Origin of the sequence: Streptomyces sp. CB02009 (assembly GCF_001905825.1) — a bacterium.
Classification (GTDB): domain Bacteria; phylum Actinomycetota; class Actinomycetes; order Streptomycetales; family Streptomycetaceae; genus Streptomyces.
On sequence record NZ_LIVV01000005.1, the window covers coordinates 877920 to 892136 of the forward strand.

The window sequence follows — 14217 nt, forward strand, 5'->3', positions numbered from 1 at the left end:
CACGTCACCGTAGGCTCGGGTCCATGACTTCCGACGCGGCGCCGGCCCTCGAACCCGGACGGCAGATCCACACCTACGACGAGCTCACGCCCGAGCAGATCCAGGACGTTCTGGACCTGCTGAAGGCCGCGGACCAGGCCGACGGCGTACACGCCGTCTCCGAACAGGGCCGGCTCTACCTCCGGCACGGCGGCCGCGAGGGCGTGCGGCACTTCCTCCTCACCGTCGGGCCGCACCTCTACGGCTACGCCCAGCTGGAGGAGACCGACCCCATCGAGGCCCCGGCCGCCGAGCTCGTGGTCCACCCCGGCCACCGCGGCCGCGGCCACGGCCGGGCGCTCGGCAGCGCCCTGCTGGCCGCCTCGGGCAAGCGGCTGCGCGTCTGGGCGCACGGCGGAAAGTCCGCCGCCCGCCACCTCGCCCAGGTCCTCGGCCTGACCCTGTTCCGCGAACTGCGCCAGCTCCGCCGCTCCCTGACCCCGCTCGACATCCCGGAGCCGGTGTTCCCCGAGGGCGTCACCGTCCGCACCTTCGTCCCCGGCCAGGACGACGCGGCCTGGCTGGCCGTCAACTCCGCGGCCTTCGCCCACCACCCGGAGCAGGGCTCGCTCACCCAGCGGGACCTGGACGACCGGATGGCCGAGCCGTGGTTCGACCCGAAGGGCTTCTTCCTCGCCGAGAAGGACGGCCGGGTCGTCGGCTTCCACTGGACGAAGACCCACGCCGAGGAGCAGCTCGGCGAGGTGTACGTGGTCGGCATCCTGCCCGACGCGCAGGGCGGCGGCCTCGGCAAGGCGCTCACCGCGACCGGGCTGCGGCACCTGGCGGCACAGGCCCTGCCGACGGCGATGCTGTACGTGGACGCGGACAACACGGCGGCGGTGACGGTGTACGAGCGGCTGGGCTTCGTCACGCACGAGGTGGACCTGATGTACCGCACGGAGTCGTAGCCGCGGAGCGGTAGTTCGCGGGCGCGGAGCCGTACAGCGGTTCACAGAAGCCGAGTTGTCACACCTGTGACTCAGGGGGCGGTTGACACCGCCCCCTTCTTTCCACCACCCTTTCACTACTTGATTAGTGAAAGGGTGGTGGAAGCGATCGTGGTCGAGTACCGCATCGACCGGCGCAGTGGCGTCGCCACCTACCTCCAGATCGTCCAGCAGACGAAACAGGCCCTCCGGATGGGCCTCCTGGAGCCCGGCGACCGACTGCCCACCGCACGCGAGGTCGTCGAAGCGACGGCCATCAATCCCAACACGGTCCTCAAGGCCTACCGCGAGCTCGAACGCGAAGGCCTCGTCGAGGCCCGCCGCGGCCTCGGCACCTTCGTCCGCGCCACGCTCGGCACCGGCCCGGCCGACTCACCCCTGCGCGGCGAACTCGCCGACTGGGCCCGCCGCGCACGCACCGCGGGCCTGGACCGCGAGGACGTGGCCGCGCTCTTCACATCCGTACTGAAGGAACACTTCGAGGGGGACGACGCATGACACGAGACGCCATCGCGCTGGAGGCCGATCTCCTGGGCAAGAGATACGGGGGCGGAACCCGCGGCTGGGCCCTGCGGGAGTGCGCCTTCGCCCTCCCCACCGGCCGGGTCTGCGCCCTCGTCGGCCCCAACGGCGCCGGCAAGTCGACCCTCCTGGCCCTCGCCGCCGGGCTCCTGCGCCCCACCGAGGGCAGCATCAAGGCCCCGGCCCGCGAACACCTCGCCTACGTCGCCCAGGACAAGCCGCTCCACCCCCGGCTCACCGTCGCCGACACCCTGCGCATGGGCCGCGAGCTCAACCCGGACCGCTGGGACGACGCCGCCGCCCGGCGCGCCCTCGCCGACACGCTCGACCCCAAGGCCGTCGTACGGACCCTCTCCGGCGGCCAGCGCACCCGCGTCGCCCTCGCCCTCGCCCTCGGCAAGCGCCCCGAACTCCTGCTCCTCGACGAGCCGATGGCCGACCTTGACCCGCTCGCGCGACACCAGCTCATGGGCCTGCTCATGGCCGACGCCGCCGAACGCGGCACCACCGTCCTCATGTCGTCCCACATCCTCACCGAGCTGGAGGGCGCCTGCGACCACCTCCTGCTGCTGCACGGCGGCCGGATCCGCCTCGACGGACCCGTCGACGAACTCCTCTCCGCCCACACCCTGCTCACCGGCCCGGTCGCCGACCTGGCCCCGCACACGGTCGTCGAGTCCCGCACGACGGGCCGTCAACTCACCGCCCTGATCCGCCCCGAGGGCCCCCTCGAAGGCCCCTGGGAGACCCGGGACCCCTCCCTGGAGGACCTCCTCCTCGCCCACCTCCGCACCACCGAAGGAGCCCCGGCATGAGCACCCTCGCCCTGAAGGGCCCCTACTGGGTGACGGCCCGCCAGTACCGGCGCACCCTCTGGCTGGTGGGGGCCGCGGTGGCCGCGTCCCTCGCGGTGATCGGCGCCCTGCGGATCTGGGAAGCCCAGGACCGCGCCTCGGGCTCGTTCCCGTACGAGCACCGCCTCGGCTACGACATGCTGCGGGGCGCCATGGAGCAGCTCTCCCACGGCATGATCGCGCTGCCGCTGCTCGTCGGCGCGTTCGTCGCCGGCCCGCTGATCGCCCGCGAGCTGGAGTCGGGCACGTACAAGCTCTCGCTCACCCAGTCGATCAGCCCGACGGCCTGGCTGCGCTCCAAGCTCGCCACGGCCACCGTCGTCGCCGTCGGCGCCACGCTCGCCCTGCTCGCGGTCTACCGGCTCGGCTGGACGCGGGTCTCGGACTCCTGGGGCTTCCACTGGGCGGACCTCGGCCCGTACGAGGCGACCGGCGTCGTGCTCGTCGGGTACGTCCTGTTCGCCGTCGCCGTCGGCGCCCTCGTCGGCCAGCTGATCCACCGCACGGTGGTCGCCATGGCCGTGACCGGCGGGATCGTCGGGCTGGCCATGCTCGCCCTCGGCGCCTTCCGCTGGGACTTCCTGTCGGTGGAGACGATCACCGGCCCCGCGAAGGAGAACACCTCCCTGCTCAACACGCCCGGCGACGGGATGTTCGTGGACCAAGGACTGCTCGGCGCCACCGGCGAGCGGCTGTCCGGCTGGTTCTGCACCCCCGACTCCCCTCCGGGCGCCGCCTGCCGCCCCGACGAGCAGGTCACCGCCCAGTACCTCGACTACCACCCCGGGTCACACTTCTGGCCCACACAACTCATCGAGAGCGGCATCCTCCTCGCCCTCGCCGCCCTCGCGCTCTACGCCGCCTTCCGCGTCCTGCGCACCCGGCACCCGTAAGGCCGCACCGACACCCGTAAAACATTCAAACGATCAGGGGCGGGCCCGCACACGGCCCCGCCCCCGATTCCCGTACGACATGTCGTCGTTACCGGCCATTCAGACGCGCTTGCGACGCTCACGCAATGAAGCGCTCCGTGACCCCGCCCGGCAGGGCGGCCCTCCCCAAGGGGAGACTTCCCTCCCCCACGGCCCGCTCCGACGCGCCCGACCACCCCTTCGCGCGGAAGAATGGGGCCATGAGCCAGCAGCCCGCCGAGGTCCCGGTCCAGTCCTCCGCCACGCCGTCCGTCCCGTCGTCCGCTCCGTCACCCGCCGACTCCATAGCCGCGCGCCGCGCGACGGTGGTCAACGGCGCCGTCGTGACCGACATCGAGGCGGACCTCGACTCCGACCCGGACACCTACGAGGACGACGGCGCGCTCGGCGACGAGCTGCCGCAGGGGCGCTTCCTCGACCGGGAACGCAGCTGGCTCGCCTTCAACGAGCGCGTCCTCGAACTGGCCGAGGACCCCACCACCCCGCTCCTCGAACGGGCGAACTTCCTCGCGATCTTCGCGTCGAACCTCGACGAGTTCTTCATGGTCCGGGTCGCCGGCCTCAAGCGCCGCATCGCCACCGGCGTCGCCACCCGCTCGGCCTCCGGCCTCCAGCCCCGCGAGGTCCTGGACCAGATCTGGACGCGCTCGCGCGAGCTCATGGCCCGGCACGCCGCCTGCTTCCAGCAGGACGTCGCCCCGGCCCTGGCCGACGAGGGCATCCACCTGATCCGCTGGCCCGAGCTCACGGAGAAGGAGCAGGCGCGCCTCTTCACCCTGTTCCGGCAGCAGATCTTCCCGGTCCTCACCCCGCTGGCCGTGGACCCCGCCCACCCCTTCCCGTACATCTCGGGGCTCTCGCTCAACCTCGCCGTCGTCGTACGCAACCCGGTCAGCGGCCACCGGCACTTCGCCCGCGTGAAGGTGCCGCCGCTGCTCTCCCGCTTCCTGGAGGCCTCCCCCCAGCGCTACGTGCCCCTCGAGGACGTCATCGCGGCACACCTGGAGGAGCTCTTCCCCGGCATGGAGGTGCTCGCGCACCACATGTTCCGGGTCACCAGGAACGAGGACCTGGAGGTCGAGGAGGACGACGCCGAGAACCTGCTCCAGGCCCTGGAGAAGGAGCTCATGCGGCGCCGCTTCGGCCCGCCGGTCCGCCTCGAGGTCGAGGAGTCCATCGACCCCTACGTCCTCGACCTCCTCGTCCGCGAGCTGAAGGTCTCCGACGCCGAGGTCTATCCGCTGCCCGGCCCGCTCGACCTCACCGGCCTCTTCGGCATCTCCGGGCAGGACCGGCCGGAACTCAAGTACCCCAAGTTCGTGGCCGGCACCCACCGCGACCTCGCCGAGGTCGAGTCCGCGTCCGCGCCGGACATCTTCGCGGCCCTCCGTGAACGCGACGTCCTCCTCCACCACCCGTACGACTCCTTCTCCACCTCCGTACAGGCCTTCCTGGAGCAGGCGGCGGCCGACCCCGACGTCCTCGCGATCAAGCAGACGCTGTACCGGACCTCCGGCGACTCGCCGATAGTCGACGCCCTCATCGACGCCGCCGAGTCCGGCAAGCAGGTCCTCGTCCTCGTCGAGATCAAGGCCCGCTTCGACGAGCAGGCCAACATCAAGTGGGCCCGCAAACTGGAGGAGGCCGGCTGCCACGTCGTGTACGGCCTCGTCGGCCTCAAGACCCACTGCAAGCTGTCGCTCGTCGTACGGCAGGAGGGCGAGCTGCTGCGCCGCTACTCCCACGTCGGCACCGGCAACTACCACCCGAAGACGGCCCGCCTCTACGAGGACCTGGGCCTGCTGACCGCCGACCCCCAGGTCGGCGCGGACCTCTCGGACCTGTTCAACCGGCTCTCCGGCTACTCCCGCCGCGAGACGTACCGCCGGCTGCTCACGGCCCCGAAGTCGCTGCGCGACGGACTCGTCTCCCGGATCACCAAGGAGATCGCCCACCACCGCGCCGGCCGGCCCGCGTACGTCCGGATCAAGGTCAACTCGATGGTCGACGAGGCCGTCATCGACGCCTGCTACCAGGCCTCGCGGGCCGGCGTCCCGGTCGACATCTGGGTCCGCGGCATCTGCGCCGTACGCCCCGGGGTCACCGGCCTCTCGGAGAACATCCGGGTCCGCTCGGTCCTCGGCCGCTTCCTGGAGCACTCCCGGATCTTCGCCTTCGGCAACGGCGGCGAACCCGAGGTGTGGTTCGGCAGCGCCGACATGATGCACCGCAACCTGGACCGCCGGATCGAGGCCCTCGTACGGGTCTCCGACCCGGCGCACCGGGCAGCACTCACCCGGCTCCTGGAGACCGGGATGTCCGACACCACCTCCTCCTGGCACCTCGGCCCCGACGGGAACTGGACGCGGCACGCGACCGACCCCGAGGGCCGACCGCTCCGGCACGTCCAGGAGATGCTCATCGACGCGCGGAGGCGCCGGCGTGCACAACCCTGACCAGTCGCAGGACGTCTCGGCGGGCGAGGTCCTGGCCCCCTACCTGCACGCCCGGGCCGCGGACTTCCTCCGCGGGCTCCGGCTCCACGGCGAGAGCGGCTCGGCCACGGCCGGATCGGAGGAGGCGGCCCGCACCCTGCGCGGCGCCGCCCGTCGCATCAGCGGCACCCTCCACACCTTCAGGCCGCTGCTCGACACCGGCTGGGCGGACCAGCTGCGGACCGAGCTCGCCTGGCTCTCGGGCACCCTCGCCCTGGAGCACGCCTGCACCTCTCGGCTGATCCGCCTGGTGGACGCGCTGTCCCGGCTGTCGAGCGGCAGCGGCCCCGTCCCCGCCGCCCGCGGCAGCGAGGCGGCCGGCCTCACCGTCGGGGCCGCCCGCGCGGGCGCCCTCCTCGAACGGCAGCTGACCCTCGCCCGCACGCGCGCCCACTCGGCGTCGCTCCAGGCACTGGGCTCGGCCCGGTTCCACGCGGTCGCCGACGCCGTCGCGCTCCTCGCCTCCGAGGTCCCCCTCGGCCCCTCGGGCGGCGCCCCCGCCGCCGAGGTCCTGGACGGCCCCGCCGAGGTCGCCGAGCGGCGCCTCCTGGACGCCGTCGCCGCCCTCCCCCTGACCCGGGCCGCCCACCCGTACAACGCCGACGCCCTGGCCCTCGCCACCGGAGAGACCCAGGACGCCCCCTGGCACCAGACACGGCTCCTGCTCCGGCTGCACCGCTACGCCACCGAGGCCCTGCACACCGCGGGCGAACCCGACGCCGTCCTCTTCGAGGCCGCCCGCGCCCTCGACCGGCACAGGGACGCCGCCGAAGCCGCCTCGGCCGCCGCCGCGGCGGCCCGCACCCCCCGGATCGCCCCCGCGACCGCGTACGCCCTGGGCGTCCTCCACGCCGACCAGCGCCACGAGGTCGAAGCCTCCCGCTTCGCCTTCCAACGCGCCTGGCGGAGAACGACGGCGCCCGTTCCATGAGCGGGGAGCGCCAGGACCCCGTCCGGGCGGCCGGCTGCGTCCTGTGGCGCCCGGCGCTTTCCGGCCACGGCATCGAGATCGCGCTCGTCCACCGGCCCAAGTACGACGACTGGTCGCACCCGAAGGGGAAGCGGAAGCGGAACGAGTCGGCGGAGGCGTGCGCGCTGCGCGAGGTCAGGGAGGAGACGGGCCAGGACTGCGCGCTCGGCCTCCGGCTGCCGACGGTCCGCTACACGGTGGACGGCCGCCCGAAAGAGGTCGAGTACTGGGCGGCCCGCGCCCTCGGCGGCGCGTTCACCCCGAGCCGCGAGGTCGACCGGGTGGTCTGGCTGCCGCCCGCGGCGGCCCGCCTGCGCCTCACCCAGTCGCGGGACCGCGACCTCCTGAACACCCTGACGGCGAAGGCGACGGGCTGACCGCCGCCCGGCGCACGTCCCCGTGTCACGGCGTGGACCAGCGGCATCCCGTCGCCACCCGCCCGGGGGCCCCGCACCCGGCCTTCCGGCACGGTTCACTTTCCGTTCACTCTGTTCCGTCGACGGCTTCACCTGTTCTGCCTAATTTCGGCCTTACACGGTGCACAGAGCACAGCGATGCACCACCCACCGACACACGCCGCCGTAGAACGTTCGGGACACTCGGTCCGCGACAGGGCGGCTTCTGGAAGGAACACCCGAAAGTGAAGCTTTCGCGCAAGAACGGGCTTCGCGCCTCCGCGATCGGTGCCCTCGTCGTCTCCGGTGCGCTCGTCCTCTCGGCGTGTGGCTCGGACAACAACACGGAGACCCCGGCCAAGGAAGGCGGCACCAAGACCTCCGCCGCCGCCTCGAACATCGCCTGCGAGGGCGCCAAGGGCCAGCTCCTCGCCGCCGGCTCCAGCGCGCAGAAGAACGCGATGGACCTCTGGGTCAAGAACTTCCAGGCCGCGTGCTCCGGTGTCGAGATCAACTACCAGGCCATCGGCTCCGGTGGCGGTATCACGAAGTTCAACCAGGGCCAGGTCGCCTTCGCGGGCTCCGACTCCGCCCTGAAGGACGAAGAGGTCGCCGAGTCGGCGAAGATCTGCAAGACCGGCAAGGGCGTCAACCTGCCCATGGTCGGCGGCCCCATCGCCATCGGCTACAAGCTGGACGGCGTGGACAACCTGGTCCTCGACGCCTCCACCATCGCCAAGATCTTCGACAACAAGATCACCAAGTGGAACGACCCGGCGATCGCCAAGCTGAACCCGGGCGCCAAGCTCCCCGACAGCTCGATCCAGGCCTTCCACCGCTCGGACGAGTCGGGCACCACCCAGAACCTGGGCAAGTACCTCTCCACCGCGGCCGCCGCCGACTGGAAGCACGACCCGAAGTCGAAGTCGTGGCCCGCCCAGGGCGGCCAGGCCGCCAACGGCTCCTCCGGTGTCGCCACCGCGGTGAAGGACGCCGAGGGCTCCATCGGCTACTTCGAGCTCTCGTACGCCACCGCGAACAAGATCTCCACCGTCAGCATCAACACCGGTGCCGCCGCCCCGGTCGCCGCCTCCTCGGAGAACGCGTCCAAGGCCATCGCCGCCGCCAAGGTCAAGGGCACGGGCAGCGACGTCGCCCTCTCCCTCGACTACGCGACGAAGGCCGAGGGTGCCTACCCGATCGTCCTCGTCACCTACGAGATCGCCTGCGACAAGGGCAACAAGGCGGAGACCCTGCCGACCCTGAAGGCGTTCCTCAACTACACCGTGAGCGAGGAGGGCCAGAAGGTCCTCGCCGACGCCGGCTACGCCCCGCTCCCGGCCGAGATCGCCGCGAAGGTCCGCGCGATCGTCCCCACCCTGTCCTGACCCCCGGCCGGGTCCGGCCCCCCGCTCGGGGGCCGGACCCGGCATCCGGTGCACCGCCGCCAGGAGCCCGTACGTCCGTAGGGGCCCCGCAGACCGGAGAAGCAGATGGCTACCACCACACCAGACATAAAGAGGAGCCGGAGCGCCAAGAGCGCGTCCCGCCCCGGGGACCGCATCTTCAGCGGTCTGTCGCGAGGCTCCGGCATCACCCTCCTCGTGATCATGGCCGCGATCGCCGGCTTCCTCAGCTACCGCGCCGTCCTCGCGATCTCGAAGGACAGCACGAACTTCTTCACCACCTTCGAGTGGAACCCGGCCGGTGACCCGCCGGTCTTCGGCATCGCCGTCCTCGCCTTCGGCACGGTCGTCTCGTCGGTCATCGCCATGGCGATCGCCGTGCCCGTCGCGATCGGCATCGCGCTCTTCATCTCGCACTACGCCCCGCGCAAGCTGGCCAAGCCGCTCGCGTACGTCGTCGACCTGCTCGCCGCCGTGCCCAGCATCATCTACGGCCTCTGGGGCGCGATCTTCCTCGTCCCGTACCTCGACGGCCTCAACAAGTGGCTGAACGAGTACTTCAGCTGGACGTACATCTTCGACAAGGCCAACGACGGCCCGGCCCGCAACCTCTTCACCGTGGGCATCCTGCTGGCGATCATGATCCTTCCGATCATCACCAACGTCACCCGCGAGGTCTTCCTCCAGGCCCCGAAGATGCACGAGGAGGCCGCGCTCGCCCTCGGCGCCACGCGCTGGGAGGTCATCCGCATGTCGGTGCTGCCCTTCGGCCGCTCCGGCATCATCTCCGCCTCCATGCTGGGCCTCGGCCGCGCACTCGGCGAGACCATGGCCGTCGCCGTGGTCCTCTCCCCCAGCTTCCTCATCTCGGGCCACATCCTCGACCCGGGCGGCGGCACGTTCGCGCAGAACATCGCCGCCAAGTTCAACGAGGCCAACGAGTTCGGCCGGGACGCGCTGATCGCGTCCGGTCTCGTCCTCTTCGCCATCACCCTGCTGGTCAACGGCGCCGCCCGCTGGATCATCGGCCGCCGCAAGGAGTACTCGGGGGCAGCGGCATGAGCCACGCCATACAGGATCGTCCGGTCGCGACGGTCAAGCGCGCCAGTTCGCTCTCCAGCGCCCGCCTCCCCCGCTGGAGCCCGATCGCCATCGCCGCCGGCTCCGTCGCCGCGGGCATCGGCATCGGCCTCGCCGCCGGCTGGCACAGCAGGGTCCAGTGGGGCATGATCGCCGCGCTGCTCTTCGTCCTCGCCACGTACGTGCTGACCACCAAGGTCGAGGGCAGCCGCCAGGCCAAGGACCGCGTCGCCACCAGCCTCGTCTGGGTCTGCTTCGTCCTGGCCGTCGTCCCGCTGCTCTCCCTCGCCTGGGTCACGATCAGCAAGGGCATGGACGTACTCGACCCGTACTTCCTGAGCCACTCGATGAACGGCGTCCTCGACGCCGAGGCCGGCGGCGGTGTCTACCACGCGCTGCTCGGCACCATCGAGCAGGTCGCCATCGCGACCGTGATCGCCGCCCCGATCGGCCTCCTCACCGCCGTCTACCTCGTCGAGTACGGCGGCGGAAAGCTGGCCCAGGCCGTCACCTTCTTCGTCGACGTCATGACGGGCATCCCGTCGATCGTCGCCGGCCTCTTCGTCCTCGCCACCTGGAACCTGATGCTGGGCTTCGGCCCCTCCGGTTTCGCCGGCGCGATGGCCCTCGCCATCCTGATGATGCCGGTCGTGGTCCGCTCCACCGAGGAGATGCTCAAGCTCGTCCCGAACGAGCTCCGCGAGGCCTCCCTCGCCCTCGGCATCCCCAAGTGGCGCACCATCCTGAAGGTGGTCCTGCCCACCGCGATCGGCGGCATCACCACGGGCGTCATGCTCGCGGTCGCCCGCATCACCGGTGAGACGGCCCCGATCCTGCTCCTCGTGTTCGGTACGAAACTCATCAACCCGAACCCCTTCGAAGGTGCTCAGTCCTCCCTGCCGCTCTACGTGTACGAGCAGTACGCGGTCGGCACCGACGCAGCCGTGTCCCGCGCATGGGCCGCAGCGCTCGTCCTGATCGCCTTCGTCATGATCCTCAACCTGGTGGCCCGCGGCATCGCCCGCTGGAAGGCCCCGAAGACCGGCCGCTGACCGCGGCAATAGGAAGTGATTCACATGGCCAAGCGCATCGACGTCAGCGGCCTCTCCGCCTACTACGGCGCCCACAAGGCGATCGACGACATCTCCATGACCGTCGAGCCCCGCTCCGTGACGGCCTTCATCGGCCCGTCCGGCTGCGGCAAGTCCACCTTCCTGCGCACCCTGAACCGGATGCACGAGGTCACCCCCGGCGGCCGCGTCGAGGGCAAGGTGATGCTGGACGACGAGAACCTGTACGGCTCGAACGTCGACCCGGTCGCCGTGCGCCGCACGGTCGGCATGGTCTTCCAGCGCCCGAACCCGTTCCCCACCATGTCGATCTTCGACAACGTGGCGGCGGGCCTGCGTCTCAACGGCAAGTACAAGAAGTCGCAGCTCAACGAGATCGTCGAGAAGTCCCTCAAGGGCGCCAACCTCTGGAACGAGGTCAAGGACCGCCTGAACAAGCCGGGCTCCGGCCTCTCCGGCGGCCAGCAGCAGCGTCTGTGCATCGCCCGTGCGATCGCGGTCGAGCCCGACGTCCTGCTGATGGACGAGCCCTGCTCGGCCCTCGACCCGATCTCGACGCTGGCGATCGAGGACCTCATCGGCGAGCTGAAGGAGCGCTTCACGATCGTCATCGTGACGCACAACATGCAGCAGGCCGCCCGCGTCTCGGACCGCACCGCCTTCTTCAACCTGGCGGCCGTCGGCCAGCCCGGCAAGCTGATCGAGCTGGACGACACCGAGCGCATCTTCTCCAACCCGAGCGTCCAGGCGACCGAGGACTACATCTCCGGCCGCTTCGGCTAGGACCTCGGACCACGGACTCGTCTGCGGTGCTGCATGGCGGTGCCACCGTACGACGAAGGGCCCGGCTCCCCCACAGGGGAGCCGGGCCCGACCATTTCAAGCCACCACCGGCCTCGGCACAAGGCCCCGGGCCCGAAGCCCGAGGCCGTCAGCCGTCAGCCGTCAGCCGAAGAAGAACTGCACCACGTAGAAACTGCCCGCGGCCACCAGCGCGGCCGCCGGCATGGTGATACTGCATCCCCCGGGGGATCACCCCCGGACCCCCAGCCGAACGGCAGCCACCGCGCCTCAGCCGAAGAAGAGCTGCACCACGTAGAAACTGCCCGCGGCCACCAGCGCCGCCGCCGGCATGGTGATGAACCAGCCCAGGATGATGTTCTTGGCGACACCCCACCGCACCGCGTTGACCCGCTTCGTCGCGCCCACGCCCATGATCGCGGAGGTGATGACGTGCGTCGTCGAGATCGGCGCGTGGAAGAGGAACGCCGAGCCGAACATGATCGACGCGCCCGTGGTCTCCGCCGCGAAGCCCTGCGGCGGGTCCAGCTCGATGATCTTGCGGCCGAGCGTCCGCATGATGCGCCAGCCACCCGCGTACGTACCCAGCGAGAGCATCACGGCACAGGCGATCTTCACCCACACCGGGATGTCGTCGCCGGCCTGCTGCACGTCGGCGATGACCAGGGCCATCACCACGATGCCCATCGTCTTCTGCGCGTCCTGCAGACCGTGGCCGAGCGCCATGCCGGCCGCCGACACCGTCTGCGCGATGCGGAAGCCGCGCTTGGCCTTGTGCGGGTTGGCCTTGCGGAACATCCACATGATCGCGCACATCACCAGGTAACCGGCGACGAGGCCGACCACCGGCGAGATGAACATCGGGATGACGACCTTGTCGAGGACGCCGCCCCAGATGACCTCCGTACCGCCGGCGAGCGCCGCGCCCACCATGCCGCCGAAGAGGGCGTGCGAGGAGGAGGACGGCAGGCCGAAGTACCAGGTCACCAGGTTCCAGATGATCGCGCCGACCAGCGCGGCGAAGAGGATGCCCATCCCCTTGTCGCCGTGCGGCGTCTCGATCAGGCCCTCGCTGACCGTCTTGGCGACCCCGCTGCCCATGAAGGCACCGGCGAGGTTCATGACGGCGGCCATGGCCAGGGCCGCGCGCGGGGTCAGCGCACGCGTCGACACCGAGGTGGCGATGGCGTTGGCCGAGTCGTGGAAGCCGTTGGTATAGGTGAAGCCGAGCGCGACACCGATGGTCACGATCAGAGCAAAGGTGTCCACGAAGCCTCAGGACTCCTTGACCGCGATGGTCTCCACCGTGTTGGCCACGTGCTCGAACGCGTCGGCCGCCTCTTCCAGCACGTCGACGATCTGCTTGAGCTTCAGCACCTCGATGGCGTCGTACTTGCCGTTGAAGAGCGTCGCGAGCAGCTTGCGGTGGATCTGGTCCGCCTGGTTCTCGAGCCGGTTGACCTCGATCCAGTACTCGGTCAGGTTGGCCATCGTCCGCAGGTTCGGCATCGCCTCCGCGGTCAGCTCCGCCGCCCGCGCCAGCACCTCGATCTGCTGCTCGACGCCCTTGGGGAGCTCCTCGACGTTGTAGAGGACGACCAGGTCGACGGCCTCCTCCATGAAGTCCATGATGTCGTCGAGGGAGGACGCGAGGTTGTAGATGTCCTCACGGTCGAACGGCGTGATGAACGAGGAGTTCAGCTGGTGGAAGATGGCATGGGTCGCGTCGTCGCCGGCGTGCTCCGCTGCCCGCATCCGCTCCGCGATCTCGGCCCGGGCGGAAGGCTCCGCTCCGAGCAGTTCCATCAGGAGTTTCGAGCCCGTGACGATGTTGTCCGCGGACGCGGCGAACATGTCGTAGAAGCTCGTCTCCCTGGGGGTCAGACGAAATCGCACGTGAGGTCCTCGGGGTGCTGGGTTTCGGTCAGGCTGATGCTAGGCGCATCATCCGGCCACGGCTAACCGGCGTCTCTCAGTGTCGCCCATCAGGCACAGTGAACAGCACGGGCCCCCGCCCGGATCGGCGGGGATCGGTACCATATACCCACGAGGGGTATACACCCCCTTAATGGACAACGGGAGGACGCCATGACGACCACCGAGGCGGACCAGGTCACTTCCGAGCCCGTCGAGGCCGTCGCGGCCGACCACGAGCACGGTGTGCACGGCTACCACAAGCAGAAGGACGAGCACCTCAAGCGGCTCCGCCGGATCGAGGGCCAGATCCGCGGTCTGCAGCGGATGGTCGACGAGGACGTCTACTGCATCGACATACTCACGCAGGTCTCCGCCTCGACGAAGGCGCTCCAGTCGTTCGCCCTCCAGCTCCTGGAGGAGCACCTGCGGCACTGCGTCGCGGAGGCGGCGACCAAGGGCGGCGACGGCATCGACGCCAAGGTCGAGGAGGCCACGAAGGCCATCGCCCGCATGATGCGGACCTGAGGCCCCCGCCCCTTCCGCTCTTCCCTCCCGTTCCTCCCGCTCCTCCCGTACGCGGTGGTGAGCCGGGCCGTACCGTCAGAGGTCCTCCACGGCCCGCTCCACCGCGACCCTCAGCACCTCGTCGATCCGGTCGGCGCTCAGCCGCTCCCCGTCCGCGGCCGACGCGGCGATGATCAGCTCGCCGCAGAGTTCGATCTCGGCGAGGGCGACGCAGTCGGGGTCTGCGGTCACGGTTGCTGTACCGGGCGGGGCCACGCGCAT

General features: G+C 70.5%; 15 protein-coding genes. 12 read left to right on the forward strand and 3 right to left on the reverse strand.

Going from position 1 to position 14217, the window contains the following annotated elements:
• The first annotated feature begins 23 nt into the window (after window positions 1-23).
• From mshD to pstB, 11 genes are all read left to right on the forward strand, one after another.
• On the forward strand, window positions 24-950 hold the full coding sequence (gene mshD / locus AMK27_RS23655) for a mycothiol synthase (protein ID WP_073911734.1): 927 nt from the start codon (window positions 24-26) through the stop codon (window positions 948-950).
• Window positions 951-1100: 150 nt separating this feature from the next.
• Entirely contained in the window at window positions 1101-1487 is a 387-nt protein-coding gene (locus AMK27_RS23660) for a GntR family transcriptional regulator (protein WP_055601792.1), read from the forward strand.
• Complete coding sequence (locus AMK27_RS23665) at window positions 1484-2326, forward strand: ATP-binding cassette domain-containing protein (protein WP_073911737.1); 843 nt, start codon at window positions 1484-1486, stop codon at window positions 2324-2326. Before AMK27_RS23660 ends, AMK27_RS23665 begins: the two co-directional genes overlap by 4 nt.
• Entirely contained in the window at window positions 2323-3258 is a 936-nt protein-coding gene (locus AMK27_RS23670) for an ABC transporter permease (RefSeq protein WP_073911740.1), read from the forward strand. The genes AMK27_RS23665 and AMK27_RS23670 overlap by 4 nt, the downstream gene beginning before the upstream one ends.
• A 239-nt stretch (window positions 3259-3497) precedes the next feature.
• A complete protein-coding gene (locus AMK27_RS23675; RefSeq protein WP_073911742.1) occupies window positions 3498-5753 on the forward strand; it encodes an RNA degradosome polyphosphate kinase in 2256 nt (751 codons plus the stop codon).
• Window positions 5740-6723, forward strand: a complete 984-nt coding sequence (locus AMK27_RS23680; protein ID WP_073911744.1) for a CHAD domain-containing protein — start codon at window positions 5740-5742, stop codon at window positions 6721-6723. The genes AMK27_RS23675 and AMK27_RS23680 overlap by 14 nt, the downstream gene beginning before the upstream one ends.
• On the forward strand, window positions 6720-7139 hold the full coding sequence (locus AMK27_RS23685; protein ID WP_073911747.1) for an NUDIX hydrolase: 420 nt from the start codon (window positions 6720-6722) through the stop codon (window positions 7137-7139). Before AMK27_RS23680 ends, AMK27_RS23685 begins: the two co-directional genes overlap by 4 nt.
• Before the next feature lie 263 nt (window positions 7140-7402).
• Window positions 7403-8545 (forward strand): phosphate ABC transporter substrate-binding protein PstS, encoded by a 1143-nt coding sequence (gene pstS, locus AMK27_RS23690; protein ID WP_073911749.1) that lies wholly within the window; start codon window positions 7403-7405, stop codon window positions 8543-8545.
• A gap of 105 nt (window positions 8546-8650) precedes the next feature.
• Window positions 8651-9625 carry a phosphate ABC transporter permease subunit PstC gene (gene pstC, locus AMK27_RS23695; RefSeq protein WP_073911752.1) on the forward strand — a complete coding sequence of 325 codons (975 nt, stop codon included), beginning with the start codon at window positions 8651-8653 and terminating at the stop codon, window positions 9623-9625.
• Window positions 9622-10695 (forward strand): phosphate ABC transporter permease PstA, encoded by a 1074-nt coding sequence (gene pstA, locus AMK27_RS23700; RefSeq protein WP_073911754.1) that lies wholly within the window; start codon window positions 9622-9624, stop codon window positions 10693-10695. The genes pstC and pstA overlap by 4 nt, the downstream gene beginning before the upstream one ends.
• Window positions 10696-10719: 24 nt before the next feature.
• The gene (gene pstB, locus AMK27_RS23705) at window positions 10720-11496 is read left to right on the forward strand and encodes a phosphate ABC transporter ATP-binding protein PstB (protein WP_073911756.1); all 777 of its coding nucleotides are present in this window, start codon (window positions 10720-10722) and stop codon (window positions 11494-11496) included.
• 288 nt (window positions 11497-11784) lie between these two features.
• Here the strand turns inward: pstB and AMK27_RS23710 are convergent, their stop codons facing one another.
• Both AMK27_RS23710 and AMK27_RS23715 read right to left on the reverse strand, forming a co-directional pair.
• Window positions 11785-12783 carry an inorganic phosphate transporter gene (locus AMK27_RS23710; protein ID WP_073911758.1) on the reverse strand — a complete coding sequence of 333 codons (999 nt, stop codon included), beginning with the start codon at window positions 12781-12783 and terminating at the stop codon, window positions 11785-11787.
• A 6-nt stretch (window positions 12784-12789) separates the two neighbouring features.
• Entirely contained in the window at window positions 12790-13410 is a 621-nt protein-coding gene (locus AMK27_RS23715; protein WP_015035093.1) for a DUF47 domain-containing protein, read from the reverse strand.
• A 192-nt stretch (window positions 13411-13602) separates the two neighbouring features.
• On the opposite strand from AMK27_RS23715, the gene AMK27_RS23720 reads away from it, so the two are divergent.
• Window positions 13603-13956, forward strand: a complete 354-nt coding sequence (locus AMK27_RS23720) for a metal-sensitive transcriptional regulator (protein ID WP_073911761.1) — start codon at window positions 13603-13605, stop codon at window positions 13954-13956.
• A 75-nt stretch (window positions 13957-14031) separates the two neighbouring features.
• Here the strand turns inward: AMK27_RS23720 and AMK27_RS23725 are convergent, their stop codons facing one another.
• On the reverse strand, window positions 14032-14217 hold the full coding sequence (locus AMK27_RS23725; RefSeq protein ID WP_030323327.1) for a hypothetical protein: 186 nt from the start codon (window positions 14215-14217) through the stop codon (window positions 14032-14034).